The following is a 26,170-nucleotide window of genomic DNA, read 5'->3' on the forward strand; positions in this document are numbered from 1 at the left end:
ATTGTTTGATTTTTTCTTAAGTTTTGCTATAATGAATATAATATGAATAGTGAGCACCCTTAGCTCAACTGGATAGAGTACCTGACTACGAATCAGGCGGTTAGAGGTTCGACTCCTCTAGGGTGCATTTGGAAGCGAAGTCTTAGGGCTCCGTTTTTAGATTGTTTAAGCACCGGGAAGTAGCTCAGCTTGGTAGAGTACTTGGTTTGGGACCAAGGTGTCGCAGGTTCGAATCCTGTCTTCCCGACTAGATAACATAGAAGATAGATGTACTAATCTATCTTTTTGTTTTTAAGAAAACTGTATTTACAGTATTTATGACTTAGCTTACATAGGATTTAATTAGCGATATAATCTTTTAGAACTTCTGGTCTTGTCTTCTTTATATAATCCTATTTGAAAGCAAGGGATTTGATTATTCAACTAGGTTTAGTTTGATTTTAAAGTCTAGTGTTCCAGAAGTTTAGTTTGTATCAAGCTGCTCAAATGTACTTTCCACTTGAGATGAGTAATATTAAAGATAAAAACCTCTGATAGCGGTGAATAGTTGCCTTCAGAGGTTTTTTATATGTGTTGAGTATGATTTACTACATCAAAGAGTATTCGTCAGATAGCATAATGGTTTCTTTGCCCTTGTTATCAACGATGTAGACTTTTCTAGGAAAGAAAGGGTCAAATTGATAGTTTAAGTCAAATGAAATAATGGTGTTGAAATTTTTTTGTGAGAATCGTAGGGATACTTTTCCTTGTCGGTTGATGATTTCGAACTTGAGGACTGGGCGAAGTTCAAAGACACCTTTGAGATTGTTATCAATGATGTACCAGAATGAATCGACAATTTCTTCAGGGAGGCTCGTCATGATGCCAAAGCTGGCATATCGGCCGAGAGTATTTGTAAATGCCATGGGAGACTCCTTTCTTACAGTCTGGATTTTCTTATATGATACCCGAAAATGCTTGAGATTGCAAGAATTTGACCTCTGGTGAGATCGAATTAGACAAAAGAAAAAGAGCTTACGCTCTTTGACAACTTTATCGATTCTTTAGTTCAACATAACGTTTGTACCAAATATTGACATAAGCATCTGAAAATGGACCTCTTCCGTTGTTAATCCAATCAACTAGGATTTTGACATTTTCTTTGAGAATGAAATCCAAATCATCAGAATAGTGCATCTGTTTTTTGTGGCGTTCATATTCTTCTACATCCAACAGGCGTTTTTCACCATCAGCAAAGACTTTGACGTCTAAATCATAGTCGATGTATTTTAGAGCTTCATTATCCAGATAGTAAGGGCTGGCTAGGTTGCAGTAGTATGAAGTTCCATTGTCTCGAATCATGGCAATAATATTAAACCAGTATTTTTTATGAAAATAGACAATGGCTGGTTCACGTGTTACCCAACGTCGGCCATCACTTTCTGTTACCAGTGTGTGGTCATTAACGCCAATAATGGCGTTTTCTGTTGTCTTTAGTACCATGGTATCTCGCCAGATGCGGTGAAGATTCCCATCATGCTTATAACTTTGAATTGTAATAAAGTCGCCTTCTTTTGGAAGTTTCATAACTTACCAACTTTCTACAATTTATAAGTTTATCTTCTTTATTGTAACATATTTTCATAGAAATGCATAAGTTTTCATAGAAAATCTTAAAGATATTCTCTCAGAGCGCTGGCGATGTCGGAGAAATCATAGCCTTTGCGAGCTAGAGCTTGGGTCAGACGCTGTTTTAAGTCATAGCCGTCGTATTTTTTTGAGTACTTATGGTATTGCTTCTCTAGCTCTTTATAGAGCAGTTCTTGCTGGTTTTCTTGGTCTTCTTCGATTTCCAAATGCTGATAGGCGGTTTTGGCTTGACTATAGGAAAAACCTTTGTTTATCAAGGATTGAAGAATTTTATCTTGTAAGGCCTTGCTGGGCAGTTTTCCCTGGTATTTTCTGAGCAGCTTTTGGGCAACCTTGTCTGTTAGTTCAGTGAAATCAAACTGGCTCAATTCGTCTTCAATAATAGTGCTAGAAATCCCTTTTTGACTGAGTTTTTGCTTGAGAACAAAAGCGCCTTTGTCACCAGTGAGAAGGTTGGATTGGATAAAAGAATGAGCATATTTTCTATCATTAATCCAATTATCCTTTTTTAGATTGTCCAAAACATGGCTGATGGTTTCTGGTTGGATGTCGTGCTGCGTTAAGTAGTCTTTCACTTCCTTGACAGTTCTTTGCTTGAAGGAGAGATGGTAGAGGGCTAGATTTTTTCCGTAAGAAAATTGGGCATAGTCTTGAATTTCTTTTAGCTCCTGCTCTGTGATTTCCATTCCTTTGGACAGCATGAAGCGAACGATGGTGTCTTCTGTAATATAGAGCTTTTCACTGTCGTCCAACTCCAAGAGGTAGAGTCTTTTTTTCTTTTCGATTTTTGTGATTTTCATAGGGGATTTTGGTAAATTCCTTTCTTCTAGCTAAATGCTTCAAAGGCAGCTATCAAGCGTAGTTTATCGGTATCAACATCCTTCCTGCCATAGTAGTCAAGAAAGAGCTCTGCATATTGACGGTCAGATAAATTATAAGTAAGAGACCAGATGGCCCAGTAAAGGTCAATGTGGCGATCACTGAGGCCAGCGAGGCCAACGTCAATAAAGCAGGAGAAGGTTTCTGCGTCTTTCAGAATGAAATTAGGCAAGCAGGCATCTCCGTGGATCAAGGCGTCCGCCGTCAGTAGCTGTCCCTGCTCTTGGATAAGCTGGTAGGCTTCCTCACGACTTGAGATGTGAAATTGAGGCAGCAAGGCTTTTTGATAAAAGCATCCTTTCCGATAATTTTCCTCTACTTGTTCTTTGTAGTGTTGAAGGCGATGCTTGATTGGGAAATGCTGGGGTTGGATGCTGTGAAGTTTTTTGAGTGCGGCAGCCATCGTTTGGCAAAGTTCTTCTGGCTGTTGGAGAAAGGCTAGGGCGTCCTTGCCCTCGGCTTCTTTAGTCAGCAGGTAGTCCTTATCTGCTGCCAGGTAGTGAATGACAGGCACACCGAGTCCTTGCTTCTCAAACCATTTGGCAAGTGTCGCTTCTTGGGCTAACTGGCCTTTTTGGTCGATTTTCAAATAATAGCCCGTATCAACATAGAAAACGCTGGCTCCGGAATGTGAGGAGCTGTCGTAAAAGTTGGCTCTCTCTAGATAAGTTCGTATTTGCTCAGGGAATTGGGCTAGTGGAAGGGATATTTTTTCTGCTTTCATACTTTTATTGTAACATATTCTCAACTAATGCGAGGCAGCGTGGTATAATAGAAGCATGAATGTGAAAGTGAAACAAAGAATCCCTTTGAAAATTAAGAAAATGGGGATTAATGGGGAAGGGATTGGATTTTATAAGAAAACGCTGGTCTTTGTGCCAGGGGCTTTGAAGGGTGAGGAAGTCTACTGTCAGGTGACTAAGGTTCAGCGTAATTTCATCGAGGCCAAGCTCTTGACCATTAACAAGCGGTCGAAATTTCGGGTGGAGGCGCCTTGTGAGATTTATGATAGCTGCGGGGGCTGTCAAATCATGCACCTCCACTATGACAAGCAGTTGGAGTTTAAGGAAGATTTGCTGCGTCAGGCCTTGAAAAAATTTGCGCCAGCTGGTTACGAAAACTATGAGATTCGTCCGACCATTGGTATGCAGGAGCCGCTCTATTATCGGGCTAAGCTGCAGTTTCAGACTCGGAAGTTCAAGGATGAGGTCAAGGCTGGGCTCTATGCCCAGAATTCCCACTATCTGGTCTCGCTGAAAAACTGTCTGGTTCAGGACAAGGTAACGCAACAGATCATCAATAAGGTGGCTCGGCTTTTAGGCAAGTACAGGCTGCCTATCTATGATGAGAGAAAGACAGCTGGAGTACGCACGGTCATGATTCGCAGGGCCAGAAAGACAGGTCAGGTGCAGATGATTTTTGTGACGGGGCGTAAGCTGGACTTTTCTCCAGTCGTTCGAGACCTAGTGGCTGAATTTCCAGAGTTGGAGACAGTGGCGGTCAATTATCATACGAGCAAGTCCAGTGAGATTTACGGGGATAAGACAGAGATTATCTGGGGCGAGAAGGCCATCCAAGAAGGAGTGCTGGACTATGAGTTCTCCCTATCGCCTCGAGCTTTCTATCAGCTCAATCCTGAGCAGACAGAGGTGCTCTACGGGGAGGCGGTTAAGGCGCTGGATGTGACGAAAGAAGATCATTTGATTGATGCCTATTGCGGAGTGGGGACCATCGGCTTTGCCTTTGCTAAAAGGGTTAAGTCTCTGCGTGGCATGGACATCATCCCTGAGGCCATTGAAGACGCCAAGCGCAATGCAAAAAAGATGGGCTTTGACAATACACTCTACGAAGCTGGAACGGCAGAGGAGATTATTCCTCGTTGGTACACTGAAGGTTATCGGGCGGATGCCTTGATTGTTGACCCACCGCGAACTGGTCTGGACGATAAACTGCTGGAGACGATTGTCCGTTATGCACCTGAAAAGATGGTCTACGTTTCCTGCAATGTCTCAACTCTGGCTCGGGATCTGGTCAAGCTTTGTCAGGTCTACGATGTCCACTACATCCAGTCGGTTGATATGTTTCCGCATACTGCTCGGACCGAGGCAGTAGTGAAATTGTCTAAGAGAAATAGCACTCGTTTGAGTTAATTAGAAACAGCTCGCTAAAGTTGATAAATCATTCTAAAAAGGACTTAGTTTTCTTGTAATACAGGGCTAAGTCTTTTCTTTTGTCAAAATTACAATGGTTTTTATCGGAAGAGTAAGTTCGGAAGGTTAGTCTCCGTCTAATCACTTAGTAAAAAAGAGAACACTCGTTAAGTGTTCTCCAATGGCAATCAGTTATATTAGAATAAACCGAAGACTAGGACTGCAAGGACGGCACCAATAATTGGTCCGACAACTGGAATCCAAGCATAGCTCCAATCACCATTTCCTTTGTTTGGAATCGGAAGGAGACTGTGCATGAGACGAGGTCCTAAGTCACGAGCTGGGTTGAGGGCATAGCCAGTTGTTCCACCAAGTGAGAGACCAATCCCGACAATCAATGTTCCGACTGCAAAAGTGCCAATGCCCGCTTGCAGCTTATAAAGTCCAAGAGCGAAGATAGTCAGCACAAGGACAAAAGTTCCAAGGATTTCGCTAATCAGGTTAGAGAAGGTATCTTTGATAGCTGGGCCTGTGCTGAATGTCCCCAGGACGTTAGCCGGATTTTCTTCAGCGAGATAGTGAGGTTTGAACTGTAGGAAGACGAGGAACTGTCCGACCATAGCACCTGCAAACTGAGCAAGGACGTAAGGAAGAACAGATGCCCAAGGCAAATCACCTTTCAGAGCTACTCCGATAGTTAGGGCAGGATTCAGATGGGCTGGGCCAAGGTTGCCAGATACAAAAGCAGCGATGGCAACAGCAATCCCCCATCCCATGGTAATCACAATCCAGCCTGAATTGTGACTCTTGGTTTTGGGAAGAACCACACCTGCAACGACGCCATTTCCCAGAAGGAGCAAGAGCAGTGTTCCTAAAAATTCGCCAAATATTTCTTTCATCATCTATATTACTCCATTTAAAAGAAGGGGTGGCAGACAGTTCTTGGTCTACCGCCTCTTCTCATATTTTCTATTTTTTTAATTCTTCTAAATCGTTATTTGCAAGGGCAGCTTGAACATCATTTCGATAAGCTGCTTTTTCATCTTCTGTCCAGTCGTAGAATCGTCCCATTTCATCCAGAACAGGCTCTACAATAGCATCTAAACTATCTCGCATAAAGAGCATGTGATTTGTCCGGCGAAGCAGGAAGTCAACTGGGCTGAGTGCTAATTCATTACGCATAGCATAGTGCAGTGACAAGGTATCTGCCAGGCTGAGACCTGGTGCTTGCTCAATGCTGTGAGCGAGGGCAAAGACTTTAGGAGCATTTGATCCGTAGAGGTTTGCAAGATAGGAGGCTTCTTTGCTGTCTAAGCCGCGTGAGACACCAAGTTGAGCAAAAGCTTCGATTTCGGAATCTACATTTGCTGGATTGAGCTCTCCGCCTGAAACAGGGTAGGTCTTAGAGTTGATGAGCTTGAAGCTGCGGTCGAATTCTGCTTTTAAGATTTCAACCACGCGCTCCATAGCGCCTTCCGCCATCTTACGATAGTCCGTAATCTTACCGCCAGCAAGGGTCAAGAGGCCATTGTTATCACGTTCTAAGCTGGAACCGCGAGACACGGCTGATGGATCCAAGTGTTTTTCAGATGTGCTGCTTTCGAGTTGTATAACAGCTGCCTCGACATCCTCACGGGATTTTTCTTTAGCCAAATAGCTTTCAACGGTCGCAATCAGTGCATTGAAGCTTTCGTCGCTAATGGTACCGTTGTTTCCGCCGTTGTAGTCAGAAGCGCTATTGCCTGCAATCAGAGGGCGCAGACCTGCCCAGCTACTTTCGATGTCGTCAATTGAGATCTTTGCTTCTGGGAAGCGATTATTGACAATGCCCAAGAGGTAATCCACATCTTCCTGAGTCACTTTTGGATGCTCTAGGTCGCCAGTGTAGTCAGTGTCTGTCGTACCAAAGTAGGTTTTATTTTCACGTGGAAGGACAAAGACCATCCGGCCGTCTCCCAAGCCTGTATCAAAGTAAACTGGCTGAGAAACCTTGATCTTGCTAGAGTCAACTACCAAGTGAACTCCCTTGGTTGGACGCATTTGTGAGTATTGCTCACCGTCATTTGATAGATTGCGCACCTTATCGCTCCAAGGTCCAGTTGTGTTGATGACCAAGCGAGCCTTGATTTCAAAGACTTCATCTGTCAAGAGGTCACGCGCAACGACGCCTGTAATCTTTCCAGCTTCATCAAAGAGGAAGCCTTCTGCCTTTACATGGTTGGCAATCAGGGCGCCGTCTTGGTTGGCGCGTTTGATATTTTCAATCACGAGGCGAGCGTCGTTGTTGCGGAAGTCAAGATAGACACCACCGCCGACTAAGCCTTCCTTCTTAAGTTCAGGTTCCCGTTCTAGGACTTCTTCCTTGCTCAAGACCTTGTTGGCAGCAGGAGTGTTGTTAACACCAGCCAAGAGGTCGTAGAGGTCCATAGCAACTTTGAGGCGGAAGAGGCTGAAAGTTGCGCCATCTTCTTCATAGACTGGAAGCAACATAGGATCTGGTTTTGGAATATGAGGGGCAATTTGCTGGACCACAGCACGCTCAGAAACTGTATCTGAGACCACCTCTACGTCGAATTGTTTGAGGTAACGAAGGCCACCATGGACCAGTTTGGTAGAACGGCTAGAAGTCCCTTCTGCAAAGTCCTGCATTTCAATCAGACCAGTCTCCAGGCCACTTGCAGCTGCTTGCAAGGCTACTCCAGCACCGGTAATCCCGCCGCCAATAATCAGGAGGTCCAAGGTGCGTTCCTGCATTTTTTTTATCGATAATTCACGTGTTTTCTTTGAAAATTCCATAATTACACACTTTCTAACTTAGTCGTTTCATACTTCTACTGACTTGATTATCAAAATATGAATCAGTATCAGTCGTCAATTTCTGCAAAGACTTGGGTTGCCTTAACGGCTTTTTTCCATCCTTTGTAGAGTTGTTCCTTGCGGGATTCATTCATAGATGGTTCAAAGAGTTCTCCAGTTTCATTGAGAGTGCGGAGTTCGTCCAAGTCTTTCCAGTAGCCTACTGACAGTCCTGCCAAGAAAGCCGCACCGAGAGCAGTTGTTTCTAAGTTTTTAGCACGTGCAATATCGATTCCCAAAATATCAGCCTGGAACTGCATGAGGAAGTTGTTCATAGCAGCACCGCCGTCGACTTTGAGGACTTGAATAGCTGTCTTGGCATCCACCTGCATAGTGTCAATGATGTCGCGTACTTGGTAAGCGATGGATTGCAGAGTAGCCTTGATAAAGTCTTCCTTGCTGGTTCCGCGTGTCAAGCCAAAGACAGAACCACGTGCATTTTGATCCCAATATGGAGCGCCCAGACCTGTGAAGGCAGGTACGACATAGACTTCGTCATTGTTGTGAGAGTCGAGGGCATATTTTTCAGATTCTGGTGAATTTTCAACCATTCGAAGGCCATCGCGTAGCCATTGAATAGCACTTCCGGCAATGAAGATAGAACCTTCTAAAGCATAGTAAACTTTGCCGTTGATACCGTAGCCAATGGTTGTCAAGAGGTTGTTTTCAGATAGTTGCATCTCTTCACCAGTGTTCATGATGATGAAAGAACCATTTCCGTAAGTATTCTTAACCATGCCAGGCTCAAAAGCTAACTGTCCAAAGAGAGCTGCCTGCTGGTCACCAGCCATACCAGAGATTGGAACTTCTCCACCGTAGAAATGGAATGGAGCAGTCTTACCATAGATTTCTGAGTTAGAACGAACTTCTGGAAGCATAGCCTTTGGAATGTTAAGGATTTCCAAAATCTCATCGTCCCATTTGAGTTCCTTGATATTATAGAGCATGGTACGGGCTGCATTTGAGTAGTCAGTCACGTGAGAAGCACCGTCAGTTAATTTCCAAACTAGCCAGGTATCGATAGTACCAAAGAGCAATTCACCCTTTTCAGCTCTTTCTTGCGCTCCCTCTACATGATCTAAAATCCAGCGAACCTTGGTAGCAGAGAAGTAAGCGTCAATAATCAAACCAGTCTTTTCGTGGAATTTTTCCACATAGCCTTGGCTTTTCAGCTGTTCAGCCAGAGGAGCAGTCTGGCGAGATTGCCAAACGATAGCATTGTAGATAGGAAGACCGGTATTTTTATCCCAGACGACAGTTGTTTCACGCTGGTTGGTGATCCCAATGGCTTCGATTTGGTTAGGTTTGACTCCGCTTTCGATGAAGGCACCGGCGATAACGGACTGCACTGAGTTCCAAATTTCATTGGCATTATGCTCAACCCATCCTGCTTGAGGGAAAATCTGAGTAAATTCTTTTTGACTGGAGCTAACTTTTTCTCCTTTTTTGTTAAAGATGATGGCGCGGGAACTAGTAGTTCCTTGGTCGATGGCCATGATGTATTTTTCTTGTGACATGAACTGTCCTCCTAGTAAAAATCTTGAGGATGTCTCCTCTACAGTAACTAGTATATAAAATAAAACGCTTTCTTTTTTATCAACTTTTTTAAAATTTTTAAAAAAATTGAGGAGATTGTTTGAAAATCACAAAGAAACCTGGATTTCTCCAAGTTTCTTAATGAAATATCATGTGACGGATTTGTGCCAAATCTTCCAAATCCAAGTCATTTTTTAAATAATAGATAGGAACCTGCTGGGCCTGATGAATAGGATTGTTGGTGATGATGAGGTCATAATTTCTGGTAAGGTCGTAGGATTCAATCGTAATAAAGCGATTGTACTCTAAGTACCGTCTTAAAATGGCAGTCATCCTGGAAACAACGATAAAGCTATCTATCAAGTCCATTCCTATCTTGATGACTTGACCGTCGTTTTCAGCAATGTACTCCATCAGCTGGAGCCATTCCCACAAAACCTTTTTATCCAGAGATGTTCCCTGTTGAAAAATAGGGAGTTTACTAAAAATAGTGTCTGCCACTTGTCGATAATCGTATTCGCTCCACAAGTATGGGTGGCGCAATTCCAAGTTGTGCTTGTATTTGTCTTGCAAGAGATAGCCTTTGAAAAGAAAGACACTGGCGCAGAGCTGGCTAAGTTCGTAGGTCACCTGATCCTCAATATAATCCCCTAGCAAGTCCTGACCCTTCATCTCTTGAATCAGTTGCGTAATCAGACTGGCAATTTCACCGCCAAAGCCCAGAATATACTCCATGGTGTGCAAGGGCAGAATCCGATGGGAAAGCAGAAATGAAAAGAAAATCATCATTTCCCCGTCTTCCTGACTCAGAGTGATGTGCTGTCCGGCAAAGAAATCATTTGTTCGGCGATGCAAGCGTTGATAGAAGATGTTTTCAAAATAGCCCTGCATTTTCTGCTCGATGTTTTGGAATTGACAGGCATTGACTCTTAGGCGCTGTTGGGTAATATGTGCCCAAAGAGCCAAGTCCAATCGCTGTCCTTGAGAGAGTTGGGCTCCACAGAGTTCTTCTAAGACGGCAACTTCCTGCCTTCTTTCTGGTTTTTGAAGTTCTTTTTCCCAATCTTGACTAGACCAAACCTTACGAAAGAGGCAGAAATAAAAATAGCGGATCTGGTGCTCAGGACCTTTTAAGCGGCCGTTTTGGATAGATAGCTCAAACTCTGATAAAATCTGATTTAAACCAGATATATGACGGCCGAGTGTTGCTTCACTGATCATGAGCTCCTGAGCTAACTGATGGGCTAAAAACTGCTGATGGTAGAGCAGGTGGGTTAAAATCTGGTATTTGATGGCATTGCTCAAAAAGAGTCTGCGAATATCCCGTCCCTTGGTATCAGATGCGATGGACAGAATGAGCGTTTCTTCCTGAAGCTGGATGGATACAGCTGCATGATGGTCCATAGCCTTGTCGTTAATCAGGCTAATGTACTTGGTCAAGGTTGCTTTCGAGAAGCCTGTTTCAGACATAACGTCTTTCAAACTGGATGTAGAATGCTGCTGTAAATAAGACAGGACAATAAACTGCCCCGCTTCACTCTTTTCCATTAAGTCTGCAAGATACATACGAAAACCCTCTCAATTCACTAATCTTAGCTTATCACAAAAGGGAAAAAAGACGAAGCAATGTGCTTCATTTTTTATTATCGTTGTCTAAGGAAATAATAAATTGAAACAATCTGTCATTATGTCTATCTTAATTCGTTATTCCATTTCTTTTGAACAAGCATAAGAGGAGCAGATACTTATGCTTTTTTGCTTTGGGTCTGATAGATTTTTTATGGTATAATTGTAGAAAAATAAGGATGAAGGAGCAGCTATGGATAATGTGATTGATTTGTCTATCCCAGTGGCAGAAGTGATTGAAAAGCAGCCCGAAGTTTTGGATGTTTTAGTCGAGTTGGGCTTTACGCCTCTAGCCAATCCTGTCATGCGTAATACAGTCGGGCGCGTGGTTTCTATCAAAAAAGGCGCTGGTATGAACGGCATTGACCTGAATAAAATCAAGCAAACTCTGGAATTAAACGGCTATGAAGTGGTGGGGATTTAGAAATGGCTACTGAACGCATTGAAGTCCTCAAGTCTATCTTGCTGGACCTACATAACGGAGCTTCTGCGGAGTCTGTTCAGGAGCTCTTCAATGAGCATTTTGCTGGTGTGTCCGCTATAGAGATCAGCCTGATGGAGCATGAGCTGATGAACTCAGATACAGGAGTGACCTTTGAAGATGTCATGTCCCTCTGCAATGTCCATGCCAACCTCTTTAAAGGTGCCATTCAGAATGTGGAGGTGGCTGATACCGACCATCCAGGCCATCCGGTTCAAGTATTTAAGCAGGAAAATCTAGCCTTGCGTGCTGCTCTCATGCGGGTTCGCAGGCTCCTATCTACCTATGAAAGCACAGAAGATGAGGACCTTCTTCCTGAAATCCGCAAGGGACTCCAGCGTCAGCTGGGTTTGGTGGGGCAGTTTGATATCCACTATCAGCGTAAGGAAGAGCTCATGTTTCCTATCATGGAGAGCTATGGTCATGATTCGCCACCCAAGGTCATGTGGGGTGTAGATGATCAGATTCGAGAACTTTTTCAAGAAGCCAAGATTACTGCAGAGAAGTTGCCTGATACTTCGATTCAAGAAGTCAAGGACACGTTTGAGACTTTTGCTGCTGAGTTTGAAGCTATGATTTTCAAGGAAGAGTCCATCCTTCTCATGATTCTCCTCGAATCCTTTACTCAGGATGACTGGCTCAAGATTGCTGAGGAGAGCGATGCTTATGGCTATGCCATCATCAAGCCGACAGAGAAATGGATTCCTGCGCGGCACTCATTCTCGGAGGAGGAAGCTAAGAATGCTGCTGATGAGGGAAGCGAAGCGCCCGCCAGCACAGAGCAGACGAGTGATGGCAGGTTTCAGCAGGTCATTGATACACCAGATGGTCAGGTCACTATTTCCTTTAAGCCTAAGGAAAAGGAGGAGCAAGCCTTTAATCGGGACTCCCAGCAGCCTTTTGGCCATGGCTATCTGTCGGTGGCGGAGGCCAATTTGATTTTGGATCATCTGCCCATGGAGATTACCTTTGTCAATAAGGACGATATTTTCCAGTATTATAATGACAGCGTGCCGGCAGACGAGATGATTTTCAAGCGGACGCCGTCCCAGATAGGGCGCAATGTCGAGCTCTGCCACCCGCCCAAGTTTTTGGACAAGGTGCGGCGGATTTTCAAGGCTCTGCGCGAGGGAGAGCGGGACAAGTTTGAGATGTGGTTCAAGTCGGAATCACGGGGCAAGTTTGTTCATGTGACCTATGCGGCGGTGCGAGATGAGGCTGGTGAATTTCAGGGGGTGTTGGAATATGTACAGGACATTCAGCCCTTCCGTGACATAGACAGCGATTTTTACCGAGATTTGGACTAGGTATTTGCAGTTAGAAAGTGAGAAAAATGAGTTACGAACAGGAATTTTTACAGGAGTTTGAAGCTTGGGTCAAGACTCAGGTCATGATCAACGAGATGGCCCTCAAGGAGAGTCAGGCTGTCTACGAGACAGACCAAGACGAGCGGGCCAAGGAAGCGGCCATTCGCTATGAGAGTCGTCTAGATGCCTACCAGTTCCTTTTAGGAAAATTCGCCAACTATCAGGCGGGCAAAGGATTTCACGACCTGCCAGACGGACTTTTTGGAGAGAGAAATTATTGATTTTTCACTGGAAAGGTGATAGAATAGGTTCATCAGAGGTGTTTTGAGTCAAGCATTTTACAGAAAGTGGCGGTGCTGAGAAGTCCACAAATGCGTCAAAGCTGGTTGCTGATGAGATGAAAAATTGAAATAAAAGTGTCTTTTTGTTTCCTTTTAGGACTAGGCAAGGAGCTGCAGGCTATACTAGCGTATGCCAAAGCGACTTAACGACGTCATAAAAGAGAAAGAAGAAGAGAAAAGTTGCGGGCATCTGCCCGAAATTGGGTGGTACCGCGGATAAACACATTCGTCCCTGTCATGTAGATGGCAGGGTTTTTCTTTTGCATCTTAGTCAAAGGAGGTTTTCATGAAGCAATCCTTTAACACAAGTAAACTCTACTATGGTTTTCCTATCTTTATCTTGGGGTATCAGGACCGGAACTTTGGGCACAATATCACGACCTGTAGCTCCTCTTATAGCCTGGGTGATTAGCTAGTTATCGGAGTTGGTGCTGAGGAAAATGCTGCTGAGCAAATCAAGCATTATCGGAAGTTCACTGTGAATATCCCTGATGAAACTTCTATGCTTGCGATGGAACAGGCCGGCTTTATCAGCCATCGGGAGAAATTGAAACACCTGGGGCTAGACTACGAGATTTCTGAACAGACTCAAGCTCCTATTTTAGAAGCATGTCCACTTGTTCTAGAATGTCAAGTCAATAGGATTATTGAAGAAGATGGTATCTGCCATATTTTTGCCAAGATTCTTGAGCGACTTGCTGATTCTGATTTCCTAGATGACAAGGGACATTTTAAAAATGATCGTTTTGCTCCGGCCTACTTTATGGGAGATGGTCACCAGCGCGTTTATCGTTATCTAGATGACCGAGTCGACCCCATGGGAAGCTTTATCAAGAAAGCGAGGAAGAAGGATGACAAGGGCTGAGTTACCAGAACGTTTAGAAACAGAACGACTCATCTTGCGAGTCCGCACCGTGGCTGATGCTGAGGATATCTTTGACTATGCCAGTCGGCCAGAAGTCTCCTATCCAGCAGGTTTTCCGCCCGTCAAGACCTTGGAAGATGAGATTTATTATCTGGAGCATATCCTTCTTGAGCGTAATCAAAAGGAGAATCTCCCAGCAGGTTATGGGATTGTTGTCAAAGGGACGGATAAAGTCATTGGCTCTGTTGACTTCAATCATCGCCACGAAGACGATGTACTGGAGATTGGCTATACCTTGCATCCAGACTATTGGGGACGAGGCTATGTTCCAGAAGCGGCGCGTGCCTTGATTGATCTAGCTTTTAAAGAATTGAAGCTACATAAAATTGAATTGTCTTGCTTTGGCTATAATCGTCAAAGTCAACGAGTCGCAGAGAAGCTTGGCTTTACCTTAGAAGCTCGCATAAGGGACCGCAAAGATGCCCAAGATAATCGCTGTGATGATTTGAGATATGGCTTGCTTAGGAGTGAGTGGGATATACCAAACTAGTGTTAGATTGGGGGGAATGATTGAAATTATTGCATTATTTTAAGACTGGTAGTAGGTTGATGAGTATTTTTGTTCAAGTTTGGAAAATACTTTTGAACGCGCTAGCTTATTTTCCAATACTATCCCTTGTATCTGTTTTAGGTATAGCACTTCCCGCATTTTTGTTAAGTTTATTTTTTAGCGAGATTACTTTACGTTATATTTTAGAGATAATTATTTGTTTATTACTGATAGGTTTTTATCTTAAATTATTGTCTAAAAGAAGTATCTCTAAAATTAGCCTTTCGATTTATTGGTTTATTTCTATCTCGACTTTAATTTTATTCTTTTTAACCGATTTTAAATTTGTTATAATTTTTCAGTTTGCGTTGATACTGATATATGCATTTAAATATATAAATCGATTTAATAAATTTAGAGATTTTCTTACTAAGAGTACGGAAGCCTTGGCTTTCATAAATGTGTTTGATGGGATCATTTGTGGAACGTTGATTTATTTTCTATATAATCCAAATCTAGTTGAATCAACTGTAAGCAAAAAACAAATAAATAATTGGATTGCTATTCTATTACTTTTAATACTACCACTTATATTATCTGTTATAAAAACTGTAGTATCAATTAAAATATTTAAAAAAACGAATAAAGTAGATATTTCTAAAGGGAAGACATTCTGGAATGTATATGCTACGATGATTATTAGTTCCTTTTTCTGGCTTCTGAGCTATCTTTATTACTTTTTTTCTAGAACTCTTAAATTTCATTTTGATCTATTATCAGACGTGTTCGTATTGCTCTTTTTTATAGCACTATACTCATTCTTTTGGTTGCAAATTTATAATATGATTGGATATGGTGCAAGAGATGTAAAAGAAGTGATTGCTTCATGGCTAATTGGAACAATATGTATATTATTGTTAGCAGTATTCAATCAAGTTGAAAATGAATTAATTAATGCTCTAAGCTGGTTTTTACCGATATTAATTCCTAACCTAATAGGGGAAATAAATTCTCAGTTTGATATAAATAAATATAAGAAAAAACCAATAAGAACTGATAAAATGGATAGACACCTCTATCGAATTCAAATCTATGGTTTTCTTACCTTATTAATGTTGAGTATTATTCCAAAGTTAATTGAAATTATATGGGGACTGAAGATCAAAGTAGAGTTGGCCAAACTTATAAATTCGTCATCTGATTGGATGTCTGAATTTCTTGCCTCAACCATAATTATTTTCTTTTGTTTCATATTATCATTAATTATTGGAGGAGGCCTGATTTGGTTGTTAAAATATTTCTATTTAGATCCATCAAAAAGATATTATAAATTTGAAAAAAATAAAAGGAGATTTTACTAATGAAAGAACTTTCACCTAAATACAATCCAGCCGAGGTTGAGGCTGGTCGTTACCAAAAATGGCTTGACGCTGATGTTTTCAAGCCTTCAGGCGATCAAAAGGCTAAGCCTTATTCGATCGTGATTCCACCACCAAACGTTACAGGGAAACTTCATCTTGGTCACGCATGGGATACAACTTTGCAAGATATCATCATCCGTCAAAAACGCATGCAAGGCTTCGATACACTTTGGCTTCCAGGAATGGACCACGCGGGGATTGCGACTCAAGCTAAGGTTGAGGAGCGCTTGCGTGGTGAAGGCATTTCCCGCTATGACCTTGGTCGTGAAAAATTCCTAGATAAAGTCTGGGAATGGAAAGACGAGTATGCGACGACTATCAAGGAACAATGGGGCAAGATGGGCCTCTCTGTAGATTACTCTCGCGAGCGTTTCACCCTTGACGAAGGCTTGTCAAAAGCTGTTCGCAAGGTCTTTGTGGAGCTTTACAAGAAAGGGTGGATCTACCGTGGTGAGTTTATCATCAACTGGGACCCAGCAGCTCGCACAGCCCTTTCTGATATTGAGGTGATCCATAAGGACGTCGAAGGTGCCTTCTACCACATGAACTACATGCTAGAAGATGGTTCACGCGCCCTTGAAGTCGCGACAACTCGTCCTGAGACCATGTTTGGGGACGTTGCCGTTGCGGTCAACCCAGAAGACCCACGCTACAAAGACTTGATTGGTAAAAATGTCATCCTTCCAATCGCTAACAAACTCATTCCAATCGTTGGGGATGAACATGCAGATCCTGAGTTTGGTACTGGTGTCGTGAAAATCACACCTGCTCACGATCCAAACGACTTCTTGGTTGGTCAACGTCACAACTTGCCACAAGTTAACGTTATGAACGATGACGGAACTATGAACGACTTGGCCTTCGAATTTGCAGGCATGGATCGCTTTGAAGCTCGTAAGTCAGTCGTTGCTAAGTTGGAAGAAATCGGTGCCCTCGTTAAAATCGAAAAACGTGTCCACAGTGTTGGTCACTCAGAACGTACAGGTGTTGTGGTTGAACCACGCTTGTCTACGCAATGGTTCGTAAAGATGGACCAATTGGCTAAGAATGCTATTGCCAACCAAGACACAGAGGACAAGGTAGAATTCTACCCACCTCGTTTCAACGATACCTTCCTTCAATGGATGGAAAATGTTCACGACTGGGTTATCTCTCGTCAGCTCTGGTGGGGTCACCAAATCCCTGCTTGGTACAATGCTGAAGGTGAAATGTATGTCGGCGAAGAAGCTCCAGAAGGTGACGGATGGACTCAGGACGAAGACGTCTTGGATACGTGGTTCAGTTCTGCCCTTTGGCCGTTCTCAACCATGGGCTGGCCTGATGTCGACTCAGAAGACTTCAAGCGTTACTTCCCAACTTCAACCTTGGTAACAGGTTACGACATCATCTTCTTCTGGGTGTCTCGTATGATCTTCCAATCCTTGGAATTCACCGGTCGTCAGCCATTCCAAAACGTCCTTATCCACGGTCTCATTCGTGATGAGCAAGGACGTAAGATGTCGAAATCTCTCGGTAACGGGATTGACCCAATGGATGTTATCGAGAAATACGGTGCCGATGCCCTTCGTTGGTTCCTTTCAAACGGTTCTGCACCAGGGCAAGACGTCCGCTTCTCTTACGAGAAAATGGATGCTTCATGGAACTTCATTAACAAGATCTGGAACATCTCTCGCTACATCCTCATGAACAATGAAGGATTAACCCTTGACCAAGCAACAGCCAATGTGGAAAAAGTTGTTAACAAGGAAGCTGGAAATGTCACTGACCGCTGGATTCTCCACAACCTTAATGAAACAATCGGCAAAGTTACTGAAAACTTTGACAAATTTGAATTTGGTGTAGCTGGCCACATCCTCTACAACTTCATCTGGGACGAGTTCGCGGACTGGTACGTTGAGTTGACTAAGGAAGTCCTTTATAGTGATAATGAAGAAGAGAAAGTCATCACACGTTCTGTTCTCCTTTACACTTTGGACAAGATCCTTCGTCTCCTTCACCCAATCATGCCATTCGTGACAGAGGAAATCTTTGGACAAATCTCAGAAGGCTCTATCGTCACAGCGGAATACCCAACTGTTAACCCAGCCTTTGAAGACCTTGCAGCTCATACAGGTGTGGAAAGTCTTAAAGACTTGATCCGTGCCGTTCGTAATGCGCGTGCGGAAGTAAACGTAGCACTAAGCAAGCCAATTACAATCCTTGTTAAGACAAGCGATAGCAACTTGGAAGCCTTCTTTAACAGCAATGTCAACTACATCAAACGCTTCACAAATCCAGAACACTTGGAAATCGCATCAAACATCCCTGCACCTGAACTCGCAATGTCAAGCGTCATCACAGGAGCAGAAATCTACTTGCCACTCGCAGACCTCCTCAATGTCGAAGAAGAACTAGCTCGTCTCGACAAGGAACTGGCTAAATGGCAAAAAGAACTGGATATGGTCGGTAAGAAGCTCTCTAACGAACGCTTCGTAGCCAACGCCAAACCAGAAGTCGTCCAAAAAGAACGCGACAAACAAGCCGACTACCAAGCCAAGTACGACGCGACCGTCGCACGTATTGATGAGATGAAGAAGCTTTTGTAATATTGTATTGACGGTATAAAGTAACCATTTTGTGTAATCTTTTACTAATTTTTACTTGTAGTTTACACAAAATGGTTTTTCATTAGGCTAATAATCCAGAAATAAATATTAATTAAATATTCTTTCAGGAGTGAATTTTCATGTTAGAAAAAATTCAATTTATAAATTATAAATGTTTTGAAAATGCTACAATCCCGTTAAGAGAAATTACAATTGCCGTAGGAAAGAATAATGCTGGGAAGTCTACTATGATTGAGGGGCTGCGATTGCTATCACTTGCAATAAAAAGTGGTTCAAAACAGAGTTATAAAGATTTGCCTTCTATTTTTCAGCAGAGAAACAAGAAATCAAAGAAACTTAAGTTAGATTCTTTAAAGATTGATCTGCGTACAGTGTCCCATTTTTACAAAGAAGATATTATTTCAAAAATAATAGGATATTTTAATGATAAAAATAAGATTGAAATTTATATTTCAGATGATGTTGCTTATGCTTGTTATTATGATAAATCGGGAAAAAATATAAAAAGTGCAAATAAATTTCTAGCAAGTAGCTTTTCAAGAGTTGAGATATTACCACAAATTGGATTAATAAAAGAAGAAGAAAGACAGCTAGCTGGAAGTACAATTGTTAATGGTCGAGATACTTATTTGTCTAGTAGGCACTTTAGAAATGAGATATTAGATGAGAAAACAAAGGATATAACAGTTTACGAAGAATTTTGTCAGTTAGCAGAGCAAACTTGGCAAGGTTTGAAAGTAAAAGAATTGATTGCACCGTCGAGAGGATTTACAGGAGATAGCACTCCTCCAATCCAATTAATGATAGAAGCAGATAGATTTACTTCGGAGATAGGCTATATGGGGAGTGGTCTTCAAATGTGGCTTCAGATTATTTGGTTTATTTGCAAATCTGCAAAGTCAGAGACTGTGATACTAGATGAACCTGATGTTTATATGCATCCAGACTTACAGAGAAGTTTAGTAAAAATTGTAAAGAACAGATTTAAGCAGGTAATTATTGCTTCACATTCAGTGGAAATTTTATCAGAAGTTAATCCTGAAAATGTACTAATGATTGATAAATCTAAACAAACAATGAAATTTTCTTCGGACATCATTTCTGTACAAAACACATTGGAGAATTTAGGTAGTTCACAAAACATAACATTATTAAGGATTGCAAATACTAAAAAATGCATTTTTGTTGAGAATTCAAGTGATTTAAAAATCTTAAATAAAATTTATGAAAAATATTATCCTGAAAATAACGATTCATTACTGACTCTCCCGTTCGTAGAATTAAAGGGTGCAAGTAATCTTCCACAAGCATTTGGGTTATCGAAATTGTTAGCAAGTGAGACTAAAGGTAATATACAAGTCAATTGCATTTTAGATAGAGATTATTTTCCACAAGCTTGGCTTGATAAAAAATTATCTGAAGCAAAAGATGCCGGTTTAAATTTAAAATTCTGGAATAAGAAAGAAATTGAAAATTATCTCATAATGCCCAAGGTATTGCACTCTATTTCAAATATGAAAGATGAAAATAAATTTAATGAATGTTTGAATAAAAAAATTGATGAATATTTTAAAGACAAAGTGGCTGATTTATTAGCGAGCAAATTAAAAGACTTAAATAGAAGTTGGGATATTTCTCGGTTAAATTCCGAAGCTAGACGGATTCGTGATGAATCTTGGAATACTTTAGACGCTAAATTAGCAATTATAGGCGGTAAAGAGGCTTTAAAAATGATAAGAGATTGGTTTCAAAAAGAGTTTCAAACATCTTGTTCTATTGATGATATAATTAAAAATTCGAGAAGAGAAGATTTTGATACTGAAATTCTTGAAGTCATTAAATCACTCAGAAAATAATTTTACTTACAGATAATATTAGAATTGTATAATTAGTGTTTTAAGCTATTAAATAATTTCATAATCAAGGAGTTGAAATCTTCATTCAATTTATCTTTTTTTGTCGTGTATTAAAATATAACTAAAGAAGAAAATCATTTTTAAAAAGGAGTGATTTCATCTCATTATCAACTTCAGTCCGTTTGTCGGATAAGTTGAATGAAATGTCGACTTTCCTAGGGCGCCAGGGAAATATTTGTCAAGCAACCTTTCGGGTTATGTGCGCTTTCGTGTGGGATCTTATCGGATTATTGCTAAGGTTGATGATGAAGATTTCGTGATACTGAATATTCATGTAGCGAAACGTTCGGAAGTCTATAACTTTAAAGGAGAAGATTAAAACTTAATTTTAGTAAGGCAAGATTATTTATATCATGCTGATTAGCCCCATATAATAAGCTCCCAGACTTAGTTTGGGAGCTTAGTGTTTTATATCTTCTGTTTGGCCTTGATAGTGGTAAATGCAGAGCCGCTTTGCCTGGTCTGGACGGCTGATGGTAAAGTGGAAGTAATGGTCTTTCTGATCTAAACTTTTGGCCTTAGAGAGTTTGAAATAAGTGACCTGGCGGCTGGCCATGTGGCGGAGGATATCGTCTTCCATGACCATCAGAGGCTGGGGAAGATTGGAGAATTGATAAAAATCTTCTTGAAATTGATAGTAGTTCTGGGAAAAATAGTCAAATTGAAGTTCCTCATGTAGATTCTGAGTAGTCATCTGTGCCTCCTAGGGCTTGTATCGAAAGAATCTGGTGGATAGCAAGGCCTTTGTAATGGTCACCTTCCTGCAGGAGGACTCGCTTGCAGTCCAGATGAAAGACGGTAGCATTAATGTCGGTCAGCCTTTCCTTATTAAGAAAGGTGATTCGGATGGGAACTTGCTGGCTGTAGGCTTGACTGAGCAAGTGGAATTTTTCCTGTCTGTCAAGCTGGGTCAGGCGACTGATATCTAGTTCTTTTTGGGCCAGAGTAGTGCTGTGTTCAGAGAGAAAAAAGCCAGCCCATTTCGCCATGCCTCGATCCTGAAAGTCACGAGCCGACTGGTAGGGGAGATAAGAGCGGTCGGTCATGATAAGCCCTCCAGCCCTCCAGCTGAATGGCCACCTGTTAGCTTGCTTCGAGCGATGGCACGAGAGGACTCCAGCAAGGCCGATCCCTTAAGCAAAGAGGCAAAGCCGAAGCGATCTCTGATGCGGTCAATCGTCAGCTGGAGCTCCTCTTCTTTTTGAATTTGCAGAGGATCATCAAAGAGAGAAATCAGACCATAACCTTGATCGACAAAGTCACTGTAAAAAACGCCAATCTGTCGGATAGCCCTGCCCTGATATTTAGAACGAAAAAGCTGAACGACGATTTGAGCCAATCGATCGCTGTTATTGGTAGGCTCAATTTTTCTCTGTGTATGAATGGAAGGCAGGCGCTCCTGCTTGGAATAGCGGGCATAGATGGATACACACTGGCACTTCTTACCAGACCGTCTGAGCCGAATGGCAACTTGCTCAGCCATTTCTTGGAAAACAAGCTCAATCTCTGCCTGCTGTCTATAGTCTCGGGGGAGAATTTGCGAATTCCCTAATCCATGCGACTTGACCTGATAAGGCTTGTGAACATTGCTTTCATCAATGCCATGAGCGTGAAACCAAAGCTGCAGACCCATAACCCCCATTTCTTTTTTGAGAATATCGGGGTTAAAGTGAGCTAAATCATAAATGGAGTGGATGCCTAGTTTCTCAAGACGAGTGGCCGTTCGGTGGCCAATGCCCCAAAAATCAGTCATGTTTGGAATAGTCCAGACCTTACTGGGAACATCTTCATAGGACCAGTTGACCCGCATCTTTTTTGTATGTTTGGCTTCAATGTCCAAGGCTAATTTGGCTAGAAGAGGATTGGCGTTGCTCAGGCCGATAGAGGCATAAATCCCGGTCTTCTTCCAGATAGCCTGTTGAATGCGGGCAGCCAGCAGGTCCAGTTTGGTCCTGCGGTCCAGCGTCTGATCAGGAATGAAGTAGTTGATAGAGCTTGTCAAATCTAGGAAGCCCTCATCGATTGAGTAGGGGAAAATGTCATCGGGAGCTGCGAAATCCTGGAAAATTTTTTGGATTTCCATGTTTTTCTGGATGTAGTAGTTCATCCGAGGTGGGACCAATAAGGTCTTTTGAGCAGCATCTTCAATAAAGCGCACATAATCTGCTGTAATAGGCAGTCCCTGCTTGTGGGCAGCAGCATAGTTGAACTTGCGGGTGTGGAGATCAAAAGGAAGATTATAGCTTCGGCTGACATTCTGGCTGCCGAAATTCTTTTTAAAGAGAGGAGTGGCAGCTAATATCAGTCCAGCAGAATTTTCAATTCGGCTCATGACACAGAGCGAGGTTTTTAAAGGGTCAAGGCCGAGGGAAATGCATTCGCAAGAGGCATAAAAACTTTTCATATCCACAAAAGCGATGTCTGAACGAGGCTCGCGTGAATAATCAAATAGGACCATAGCTTATACCTCAATTGGCAGAAAATGTCCGACTACGATACCAACAATGCTAGGTTGGTCTTCATAAGGAGCAAAGAGATCCTCGTAGTCAGGATTGATAGATTCTAAGCGTAGACCTTCAGCTTCACGATAGACTTTTTTGATATAGGTCTTGCCATTCCACATGAGAGCATAGACTGCCCCATCGTAGTCGAATCCTGTCTGTTTCATAAGGGCAACAGAGCCATTTGGATACTTGGGCTCCATAGAATCCCCAGAGACCCAAGATGCAAAGTCGTGCTGGATATCTTGATCAAAGTAGACAGTTTCGTAGTCTGTTTCATTGTCATAGTAGCTGTGACCGAGACCTGCAGCCAGCTCAACTGATAGAACCTTATAGGCTGTAAGAGAGCTAACCTTGCGCTGTCTTTCTAGGAGCTGACTAGCTAGCTGGTCAACTTCCTTTTTATGCGGTGGGGTTAGTAAAGGGTAGGTGTAGAGCGTACTGGTCTCATCCACAAAGTAGTTCTCTTGGACCTTGAGACAGGTGGCCAACCTCCTGAGATTTTTTGCGTGGGGTTCTGCTAGACCATTTTCCCAAGCTGAATAAGTTTTTCGAGAGATGCCCAGTTCTTGGTAAATGGAAGCCTGTGCCAGATTAAGCTCCAGCCGGCGTTTTTTTAATTTTTCATGCGAAAACATATCACACCTCCAATGTAACGTTTTAAAAGTTACATATAAGTATAACAAATGAAATCGAGAAAAGCAAGTTCTTTATTGAGTATTGTTATTTTTAGCAAGAGTGTGGTAAACTGTAGGGAGGAATATAACTTGGAGGTAGAGAGATGTTTCCTATGACAGCAAAAACGATCATGACAGAAGAAGCCTACCGCCGTTTCGCTTGGACCAATTTCTGGTATAAAAAGAATGGCATCTTCTCACTGATTCTCCCTGAGATAGTGGTGCTGATATGCGGTGCAATCTGTTTTTTCATCGGGGAACCTTTGCCAGGCGTAGCTTTTCTTGTTACTGTGGCAGTCCTTCCTTTTCTTTACTATCTGTCCATGAATCGACATATTAAAAAGTTTTATAGAGGCAACCCCCTCTGGCATGATATAGAGCATGAGTTTAGCTTCTATGAGACAGACTTTCGTGTCGTTAATCGGAATAACAATGCCAGATTTGACTATCAAGATATTGTGGCGATTATAGACAAGCCAGAAACTTTTTATATCATGGTTGGCCGGTCAATGGGGCTGATCTTGGATAAGGCAGACTGTCAGCCTGAATTAATTGATTTTTTACTAAAACTAAAAGAAAACAGAAGTCTCTAATTTGGGGGACTTCTGTTTTTTATCTGTCAAGTTTTCAAAAAATTTGCCTCTTGTGCGATGTGTGTTATAATGTTTTTTATGAGAGTTGTTGCAGGTAAATACGGGGGCAGGCCCCTCAAGACTTTAGACGGCAAGACGACTAGACCTACGACCGATAAGGTTAAGGGGGCGATTTTTAATATGATTGGTCCCTATTTTGACGGCGGTCGGGTGCTGGATCTCTATGCCGGCAGCGGAAGTTTGGCCATTGAAGCTATTTCGCGAGGTATGGAGACAGCTGTTTTAGTCGAAAAGGATCGCAGAGCTCAGGCTATCATTTCAGAGAATATTCAGATGACCAAGGAGCCAGAACGTTTTGATTTGCTCAAGATGGAGTCTGGCCAATCCTTGGAAATATTGACGGGAGCTTTTGACTTGGTTCTCTTAGATCCACCTTATGCCAAGGAGCAGATTGTGGCAGACCTTGAGAAGCTGGAGGAGCGTCAGCTCTTGAGTCAGGATGTTCTGGTAGTCTGTGAGACAGACAAGGAAGTGGAATTGCCAGAAGAAATTGCAGGGCTGGGCATTTGGAAGCAGAAGATATATGGAATTTCAAAGGTGACGGTGTATGTCAGATAAGATAGGATTATTCACAGGGTCTTTTGACCCGATGACCAAGGGCCATGTGGACCTGATTGAGCGGGCCAGCAGGCTCTTTGATAAGCTCTATGTAGGGATTTTCTATAATCGAGAAAAGTCTGGCTTTTTCACCATTGAAGCCCGAGAGAGTATGGTCAAAGAAGCTCTGCAGCATTTAGATAATGTCGAGGTTATCATTTCGCAGAATGAGCTAGCAGTAACAGTGGCCGGAAGGCTGGGAGCCAAGGCCTTTGTGCGCGGTCTCCGTAACAGTCAAGACCTAGACTATGAAGCCAATATGAACTTTTTCAATCAGGAATTGGCAGAAGAGCTGGAAACGATTTTCTTGCTCAGCAAGCCGGCCTATCAGCATATTAGTTCATCACGTATTCGTGAGCTGATTGCTTTTCAGCAGGATATCGCGGCCTATGTGCCCCAAAGTGTAATCAAAGAATTAGAAAGAATCAACGATGAAAAGAATTAAGAAGTATCTATGGCCGACGGTCATTGGCGTCACTATTGCCTTTTTTATAGCAGCATTTTGGGTTCGTCTGCCTTATTATATAGAAGTTCCTGGTGGTGCCGAGGATGTTCGGCAGGTCTTGCTGGTTGATAAAAAGGCTGACAAGGAAGCGGGTTCCTATAACTTTGTGACAGTCGGAGTAGAGCAGGCAACTTTTGCCCATCTGGTCTATGCTTGGCTGACCCCTTTTACCGATATTTATTCCGCTAAGGATATGACGGGGGGATCCACGGATGAGGAGTTCAATCGGATCAACCAATTTTACATGGAAACATCACAAAATATGGCTAAATATCAAGGGTTGACGACAGCTGGTAAAGAGATTAAAATGGACTATCTGGGGGTTTATGTCTTGCAGGTGGCAGATAACTCAACCTTCAAGGGGGTTCTTAATATTGCTGATACGGTAACTGGTGTCAATGATAAGACATTTGAAAGTTCTGAGGAACTGGTCAAGTATGTCAACTCGCAGAAGCTTGGGGACAAGGTCAAGGTGACTTTCCAAGAGGATGGTCAGGAGAAATCGGCAACCGGCAAGATTATCAAGCTGGAGAATGGTAAGAACGGGATTGGGATTAGTCTGATAGACAGGACGGAAGTCAGCAGTAATATTCCGATTACATTTTCAACTGAGGGTATCGGCGGTCCTAGTGCTGGTCTTATGTTCAGCCTGGCTATTTATACCCAGTTGGCTGATCCGACTCTTCGTGATGGCCGCGATATTGCAGGGACCGGCAGCATCAGCCGGGAAGGTGAAGTTGGCGAAATCGGCGGAATTGATAAGAAAGTCGTTTCAGCAGCCCAAAGCGGAGCAGATATCTTCTTTGCACCGAACAATGAACTTACAGAGGAAGAGAAGAAGCTTTCTCCTAATGGGAAGAATAACTACCAAACGGCTCTGGAGACAGCCAAGAAGATTAAAACGGATATGAAAATTGTTCCAGTTAAAACGCTGCAGGATGCCATTGACTATCTGAAAAAGAACAAGTAAGATCTTAGCTTTTGCTAAGATTTTTCTTGTGAGACAGACAAAATCAGCTGGCCTTTTCTACTTTAAATCGTCAGACTTTTTTCAGAAAGATATTTTTGATGAAA

Annotated in this window: 25 protein-coding genes, 2 tRNA genes and 1 pseudogene; 16 read left to right on the top strand and 12 right to left on the bottom strand. The window is 42.3% G+C overall.

From position 1 onward, the window contains the following. Positions 1–53: 53 nt before the first annotated feature. Positions 54–127 (top strand) — tRNA-Arg (locus HMPREF9380_RS07685). 46 nt (positions 128–173) lie between these two features. After that, a tRNA-Pro gene (locus HMPREF9380_RS07680) sits at positions 174–247 on the top strand. A gap of 340 nt (positions 248–587) precedes the next feature. On the opposite strand, the gene HMPREF9380_RS07675 is transcribed toward HMPREF9380_RS07680, so the two are convergent. From HMPREF9380_RS07675 to HMPREF9380_RS07660, 4 genes are all read right to left on the bottom strand, one after another. Then, complete coding sequence (locus HMPREF9380_RS07675) at positions 588–905, bottom strand: DUF960 domain-containing protein (protein ID WP_002914500.1); 318 nt, start codon at positions 903–905, stop codon at positions 588–590. A 127-nt stretch (positions 906–1,032) separates the two neighbouring features. After that, the gene (gene ntdP / locus HMPREF9380_RS07670) at positions 1,033–1,566 is read right to left on the bottom strand and encodes a nucleoside tri-diphosphate phosphatase (protein WP_002932605.1); all 534 of its coding nucleotides are present in this window, start codon (positions 1,564–1,566) and stop codon (positions 1,033–1,035) included. A gap of 86 nt (positions 1,567–1,652) precedes the next feature. Further along, positions 1,653–2,429 carry a recombination regulator RecX gene (gene recX / locus HMPREF9380_RS07665; RefSeq protein WP_002932608.1) on the bottom strand — a complete coding sequence of 259 codons (777 nt, stop codon included), beginning with the start codon at positions 2,427–2,429 and terminating at the stop codon, positions 1,653–1,655. Between the two features lie 26 nt (positions 2,430–2,455). Continuing rightward, positions 2,456–3,232 (bottom strand): aminoglycoside 3'-phosphotransferase, encoded by a 777-nt coding sequence (locus HMPREF9380_RS07660; protein ID WP_002932610.1) that lies wholly within the window; start codon positions 3,230–3,232, stop codon positions 2,456–2,458. 55 nt (positions 3,233–3,287) lie between these two features. Between HMPREF9380_RS07660 and rlmD the strand changes: the two genes are divergently transcribed. Then, positions 3,288–4,658, top strand: a complete 1,371-nt coding sequence (gene rlmD, locus HMPREF9380_RS07655) for a 23S rRNA (uracil(1939)-C(5))-methyltransferase RlmD (protein WP_002932612.1) — start codon at positions 3,288–3,290, stop codon at positions 4,656–4,658. Positions 4,659–4,855: 197 nt separating this feature from the next. Here the strand turns inward: rlmD and HMPREF9380_RS07650 are convergent, their stop codons facing one another. The 4 genes from HMPREF9380_RS07650 to HMPREF9380_RS07635 all read right to left on the bottom strand — a co-directional run bounded on the left by HMPREF9380_RS07650 (position 4,856) and on the right by HMPREF9380_RS07635 (position 10,616). Then, entirely contained in the window at positions 4,856–5,560 is a 705-nt protein-coding gene (locus tag HMPREF9380_RS07650) for an MIP/aquaporin family protein (protein ID WP_002932621.1), read from the bottom strand. 67 nt (positions 5,561–5,627) lie between these two features. Beyond that, a complete protein-coding gene (gene glpO, locus HMPREF9380_RS07645; RefSeq protein WP_002932624.1) occupies positions 5,628–7,454 on the bottom strand; it encodes a type 1 glycerol-3-phosphate oxidase in 1,827 nt (608 codons plus the stop codon). A 68-nt stretch (positions 7,455–7,522) separates the two neighbouring features. Further along, positions 7,523–9,031 carry a glycerol kinase GlpK gene (gene glpK, locus HMPREF9380_RS07640; protein WP_002932626.1) on the bottom strand — a complete coding sequence of 503 codons (1,509 nt, stop codon included), beginning with the start codon at positions 9,029–9,031 and terminating at the stop codon, positions 7,523–7,525. 157 nt (positions 9,032–9,188) lie between these two features. Beyond that, on the bottom strand, positions 9,189–10,616 hold the full coding sequence (locus tag HMPREF9380_RS07635; RefSeq protein ID WP_002932628.1) for a helix-turn-helix domain-containing protein: 1,428 nt from the start codon (positions 10,614–10,616) through the stop codon (positions 9,189–9,191). A 253-nt stretch (positions 10,617–10,869) separates the two neighbouring features. Here HMPREF9380_RS07635 and HMPREF9380_RS07630 point away from each other — a divergent pair, with 253 nt between their 5' ends. The 9 genes and pseudogenes from HMPREF9380_RS07630 to HMPREF9380_RS11370 all read left to right on the top strand — a co-directional run bounded on the left by HMPREF9380_RS07630 (position 10,870) and on the right by HMPREF9380_RS11370 (position 20,482). Further along, a complete protein-coding gene (locus tag HMPREF9380_RS07630) occupies positions 10,870–11,100 on the top strand; it encodes a DUF1858 domain-containing protein (RefSeq protein WP_002894544.1) in 231 nt (76 codons plus the stop codon). Positions 11,101–11,102: 2 nt separating this feature from the next. Beyond that, entirely contained in the window at positions 11,103–12,464 is a 1,362-nt protein-coding gene (locus HMPREF9380_RS07625) for a DUF438 domain-containing protein (protein WP_002932630.1), read from the top strand. Positions 12,465–12,490: 26 nt separating this feature from the next. Then, positions 12,491–12,745, top strand: coding sequence for a DUF1912 family protein (locus HMPREF9380_RS07620; RefSeq protein WP_002932632.1), 255 nt, complete (start codon positions 12,491–12,493; stop codon positions 12,743–12,745). A gap of 346 nt (positions 12,746–13,091) precedes the next feature. Continuing rightward, a pseudogene (locus HMPREF9380_RS11365) lies at positions 13,092–13,670 on the top strand (flavin reductase family protein). Beyond that, on the top strand, positions 13,657–14,220 hold the full coding sequence (locus tag HMPREF9380_RS07610) for a GNAT family N-acetyltransferase (RefSeq protein ID WP_002932638.1): 564 nt from the start codon (positions 13,657–13,659) through the stop codon (positions 14,218–14,220). Before HMPREF9380_RS11365 ends, HMPREF9380_RS07610 begins: the two are co-directional and overlap by 14 nt. 59 nt (positions 14,221–14,279) lie before the next feature. Then, positions 14,280–15,581, top strand: a complete 1,302-nt coding sequence (locus HMPREF9380_RS07605; protein WP_002932639.1) for a hypothetical protein — start codon at positions 14,280–14,282, stop codon at positions 15,579–15,581. Then, entirely contained in the window at positions 15,581–18,226 is a 2,646-nt protein-coding gene (locus tag HMPREF9380_RS07600) for a valine--tRNA ligase (protein ID WP_002932646.1), read from the top strand. Before HMPREF9380_RS07605 ends, HMPREF9380_RS07600 begins: the two co-directional genes overlap by 1 nt. Positions 18,227–18,366: 140 nt before the next feature. Further along, positions 18,367–20,103 (top strand): ATP-dependent nuclease, encoded by a 1,737-nt coding sequence (locus HMPREF9380_RS07595; protein ID WP_002932648.1) that lies wholly within the window; start codon positions 18,367–18,369, stop codon positions 20,101–20,103. 235 nt (positions 20,104–20,338) lie between these two features. Then, positions 20,339–20,482, top strand: a complete 144-nt coding sequence (locus HMPREF9380_RS11370) for a type II toxin-antitoxin system RelE family toxin (RefSeq protein ID WP_071788372.1) — start codon at positions 20,339–20,341, stop codon at positions 20,480–20,482. Between the two features lie 81 nt (positions 20,483–20,563). Here HMPREF9380_RS11370 and HMPREF9380_RS07590 read toward each other — a convergent pair whose 3' ends face one another. From HMPREF9380_RS07590 to HMPREF9380_RS07575, 4 genes are read right to left on the bottom strand one after another with little or no spacing between them, the layout of a single operon-like run. Beyond that, the gene (locus HMPREF9380_RS07590; protein WP_002932649.1) at positions 20,564–20,857 is read right to left on the bottom strand and encodes a DUF5960 family protein; all 294 of its coding nucleotides are present in this window, start codon (positions 20,855–20,857) and stop codon (positions 20,564–20,566) included. Beyond that, a complete protein-coding gene (locus HMPREF9380_RS07585) occupies positions 20,835–21,209 on the bottom strand; it encodes a hypothetical protein (protein ID WP_002932650.1) in 375 nt (124 codons plus the stop codon). Before HMPREF9380_RS07585 ends, HMPREF9380_RS07590 begins: the two co-directional genes overlap by 23 nt. Then, positions 21,206–22,621, bottom strand: coding sequence for a Y-family DNA polymerase (locus HMPREF9380_RS07580; RefSeq protein WP_002932651.1), 1,416 nt, complete (start codon positions 22,619–22,621; stop codon positions 21,206–21,208). The genes HMPREF9380_RS07585 and HMPREF9380_RS07580 overlap by 4 nt, the downstream gene beginning before the upstream one ends. A 3-nt stretch (positions 22,622–22,624) precedes the next feature. Further along, entirely contained in the window at positions 22,625–23,302 is a 678-nt protein-coding gene (locus HMPREF9380_RS07575) for a helix-turn-helix domain-containing protein (protein ID WP_002932652.1), read from the bottom strand. A gap of 143 nt (positions 23,303–23,445) precedes the next feature. Here HMPREF9380_RS07575 and HMPREF9380_RS07570 point away from each other — a divergent pair, with 143 nt between their 5' ends. From HMPREF9380_RS07570 to HMPREF9380_RS07555, 4 genes are all read left to right on the top strand, one after another. Next, positions 23,446–23,934 (top strand): YcxB family protein, encoded by a 489-nt coding sequence (locus tag HMPREF9380_RS07570; protein ID WP_002932654.1) that lies wholly within the window; start codon positions 23,446–23,448, stop codon positions 23,932–23,934. Between the two features lie 69 nt (positions 23,935–24,003). Beyond that, positions 24,004–24,552 (top strand): 16S rRNA (guanine(966)-N(2))-methyltransferase RsmD, encoded by a 549-nt coding sequence (gene rsmD / locus HMPREF9380_RS07565; RefSeq protein ID WP_002932657.1) that lies wholly within the window; start codon positions 24,004–24,006, stop codon positions 24,550–24,552. Next, on the top strand, positions 24,542–25,036 hold the full coding sequence (gene coaD / locus HMPREF9380_RS07560; RefSeq protein ID WP_002932661.1) for a pantetheine-phosphate adenylyltransferase: 495 nt from the start codon (positions 24,542–24,544) through the stop codon (positions 25,034–25,036). Before rsmD ends, coaD begins: the two co-directional genes overlap by 11 nt. Next, a complete protein-coding gene (locus HMPREF9380_RS07555; protein WP_002932662.1) occupies positions 25,023–26,066 on the top strand; it encodes a SepM family pheromone-processing serine protease in 1,044 nt (347 codons plus the stop codon). The genes coaD and HMPREF9380_RS07555 overlap by 14 nt, the downstream gene beginning before the upstream one ends. The last annotated feature ends 104 nt before the right edge of the window (positions 26,067–26,170 follow it).

It is taken from the genome of Streptococcus sanguinis SK49, assembly GCF_000212815.1.
GTDB lineage: Bacteria > Bacillota > Bacilli > Lactobacillales > Streptococcaceae > Streptococcus > Streptococcus sanguinis_C.

Bases quoted from the DNA above. Each gene is read 5' to 3' on its own strand.
- HMPREF9380_RS07675 (WP_002914500.1), bottom strand. From the start codon at position 905: ATGGCATTTACAAATACTCTCGGCCGATATGCCAGCTTTGGCATCATG.
- ntdP (WP_002932605.1), bottom strand. From the start codon at position 1,566: ATGAAACTTCCAAAAGAAGGCGACTTTATTACAATTCAAAGTTATAAG.
- recX (WP_002932608.1), bottom strand. From the start codon at position 2,429: ATGAAAATCACAAAAATCGAAAAGAAAAAAAGACTCTACCTCTTGGAG.
- HMPREF9380_RS07660 (WP_002932610.1), bottom strand. From the start codon at position 3,232: ATGAAAGCAGAAAAAATATCCCTTCCACTAGCCCAATTCCCTGAGCAA.
- rlmD (WP_002932612.1), top strand. From the start codon at position 3,288: ATGAATGTGAAAGTGAAACAAAGAATCCCTTTGAAAATTAAGAAAATG.
- HMPREF9380_RS07650 (WP_002932621.1), bottom strand. From the start codon at position 5,560: ATGATGAAAGAAATATTTGGCGAATTTTTAGGAACACTGCTCTTGCTC.
- glpO (WP_002932624.1), bottom strand. From the start codon at position 7,454: ATGGAATTTTCAAAGAAAACACGTGAATTATCGATAAAAAAAATGCAG.
- glpK (WP_002932626.1), bottom strand. From the start codon at position 9,031: ATGTCACAAGAAAAATACATCATGGCCATCGACCAAGGAACTACTAGT.
- HMPREF9380_RS07635 (WP_002932628.1), bottom strand. From the start codon at position 10,616: ATGTATCTTGCAGACTTAATGGAAAAGAGTGAAGCGGGGCAGTTTATT.
- HMPREF9380_RS07630 (WP_002894544.1), top strand. From the start codon at position 10,870: ATGGATAATGTGATTGATTTGTCTATCCCAGTGGCAGAAGTGATTGAA.
- HMPREF9380_RS07625 (WP_002932630.1), top strand. From the start codon at position 11,103: ATGGCTACTGAACGCATTGAAGTCCTCAAGTCTATCTTGCTGGACCTA.
- HMPREF9380_RS07620 (WP_002932632.1), top strand. From the start codon at position 12,491: ATGAGTTACGAACAGGAATTTTTACAGGAGTTTGAAGCTTGGGTCAAG.
- HMPREF9380_RS07610 (WP_002932638.1), top strand. From the start codon at position 13,657: ATGACAAGGGCTGAGTTACCAGAACGTTTAGAAACAGAACGACTCATC.
- HMPREF9380_RS07605 (WP_002932639.1), top strand. From the start codon at position 14,280: ATGAGTATTTTTGTTCAAGTTTGGAAAATACTTTTGAACGCGCTAGCT.
- HMPREF9380_RS07600 (WP_002932646.1), top strand. From the start codon at position 15,581: ATGAAAGAACTTTCACCTAAATACAATCCAGCCGAGGTTGAGGCTGGT.
- HMPREF9380_RS07595 (WP_002932648.1), top strand. From the start codon at position 18,367: ATGTTAGAAAAAATTCAATTTATAAATTATAAATGTTTTGAAAATGCT.
- HMPREF9380_RS07590 (WP_002932649.1), bottom strand. From the start codon at position 20,857: ATGACTACTCAGAATCTACATGAGGAACTTCAATTTGACTATTTTTCC.
- HMPREF9380_RS07585 (WP_002932650.1), bottom strand. From the start codon at position 21,209: ATGACCGACCGCTCTTATCTCCCCTACCAGTCGGCTCGTGACTTTCAG.
- HMPREF9380_RS07580 (WP_002932651.1), bottom strand. From the start codon at position 22,621: ATGGTCCTATTTGATTATTCACGCGAGCCTCGTTCAGACATCGCTTTT.
- HMPREF9380_RS07575 (WP_002932652.1), bottom strand. From the start codon at position 23,302: ATGTTTTCGCATGAAAAATTAAAAAAACGCCGGCTGGAGCTTAATCTG.
- HMPREF9380_RS07570 (WP_002932654.1), top strand. From the start codon at position 23,446: ATGTTTCCTATGACAGCAAAAACGATCATGACAGAAGAAGCCTACCGC.
- rsmD (WP_002932657.1), top strand. From the start codon at position 24,004: ATGTTTTTTATGAGAGTTGTTGCAGGTAAATACGGGGGCAGGCCCCTC.
- coaD (WP_002932661.1), top strand. From the start codon at position 24,542: ATGTCAGATAAGATAGGATTATTCACAGGGTCTTTTGACCCGATGACC.
- HMPREF9380_RS07555 (WP_002932662.1), top strand. From the start codon at position 25,023: ATGAAAAGAATTAAGAAGTATCTATGGCCGACGGTCATTGGCGTCACT.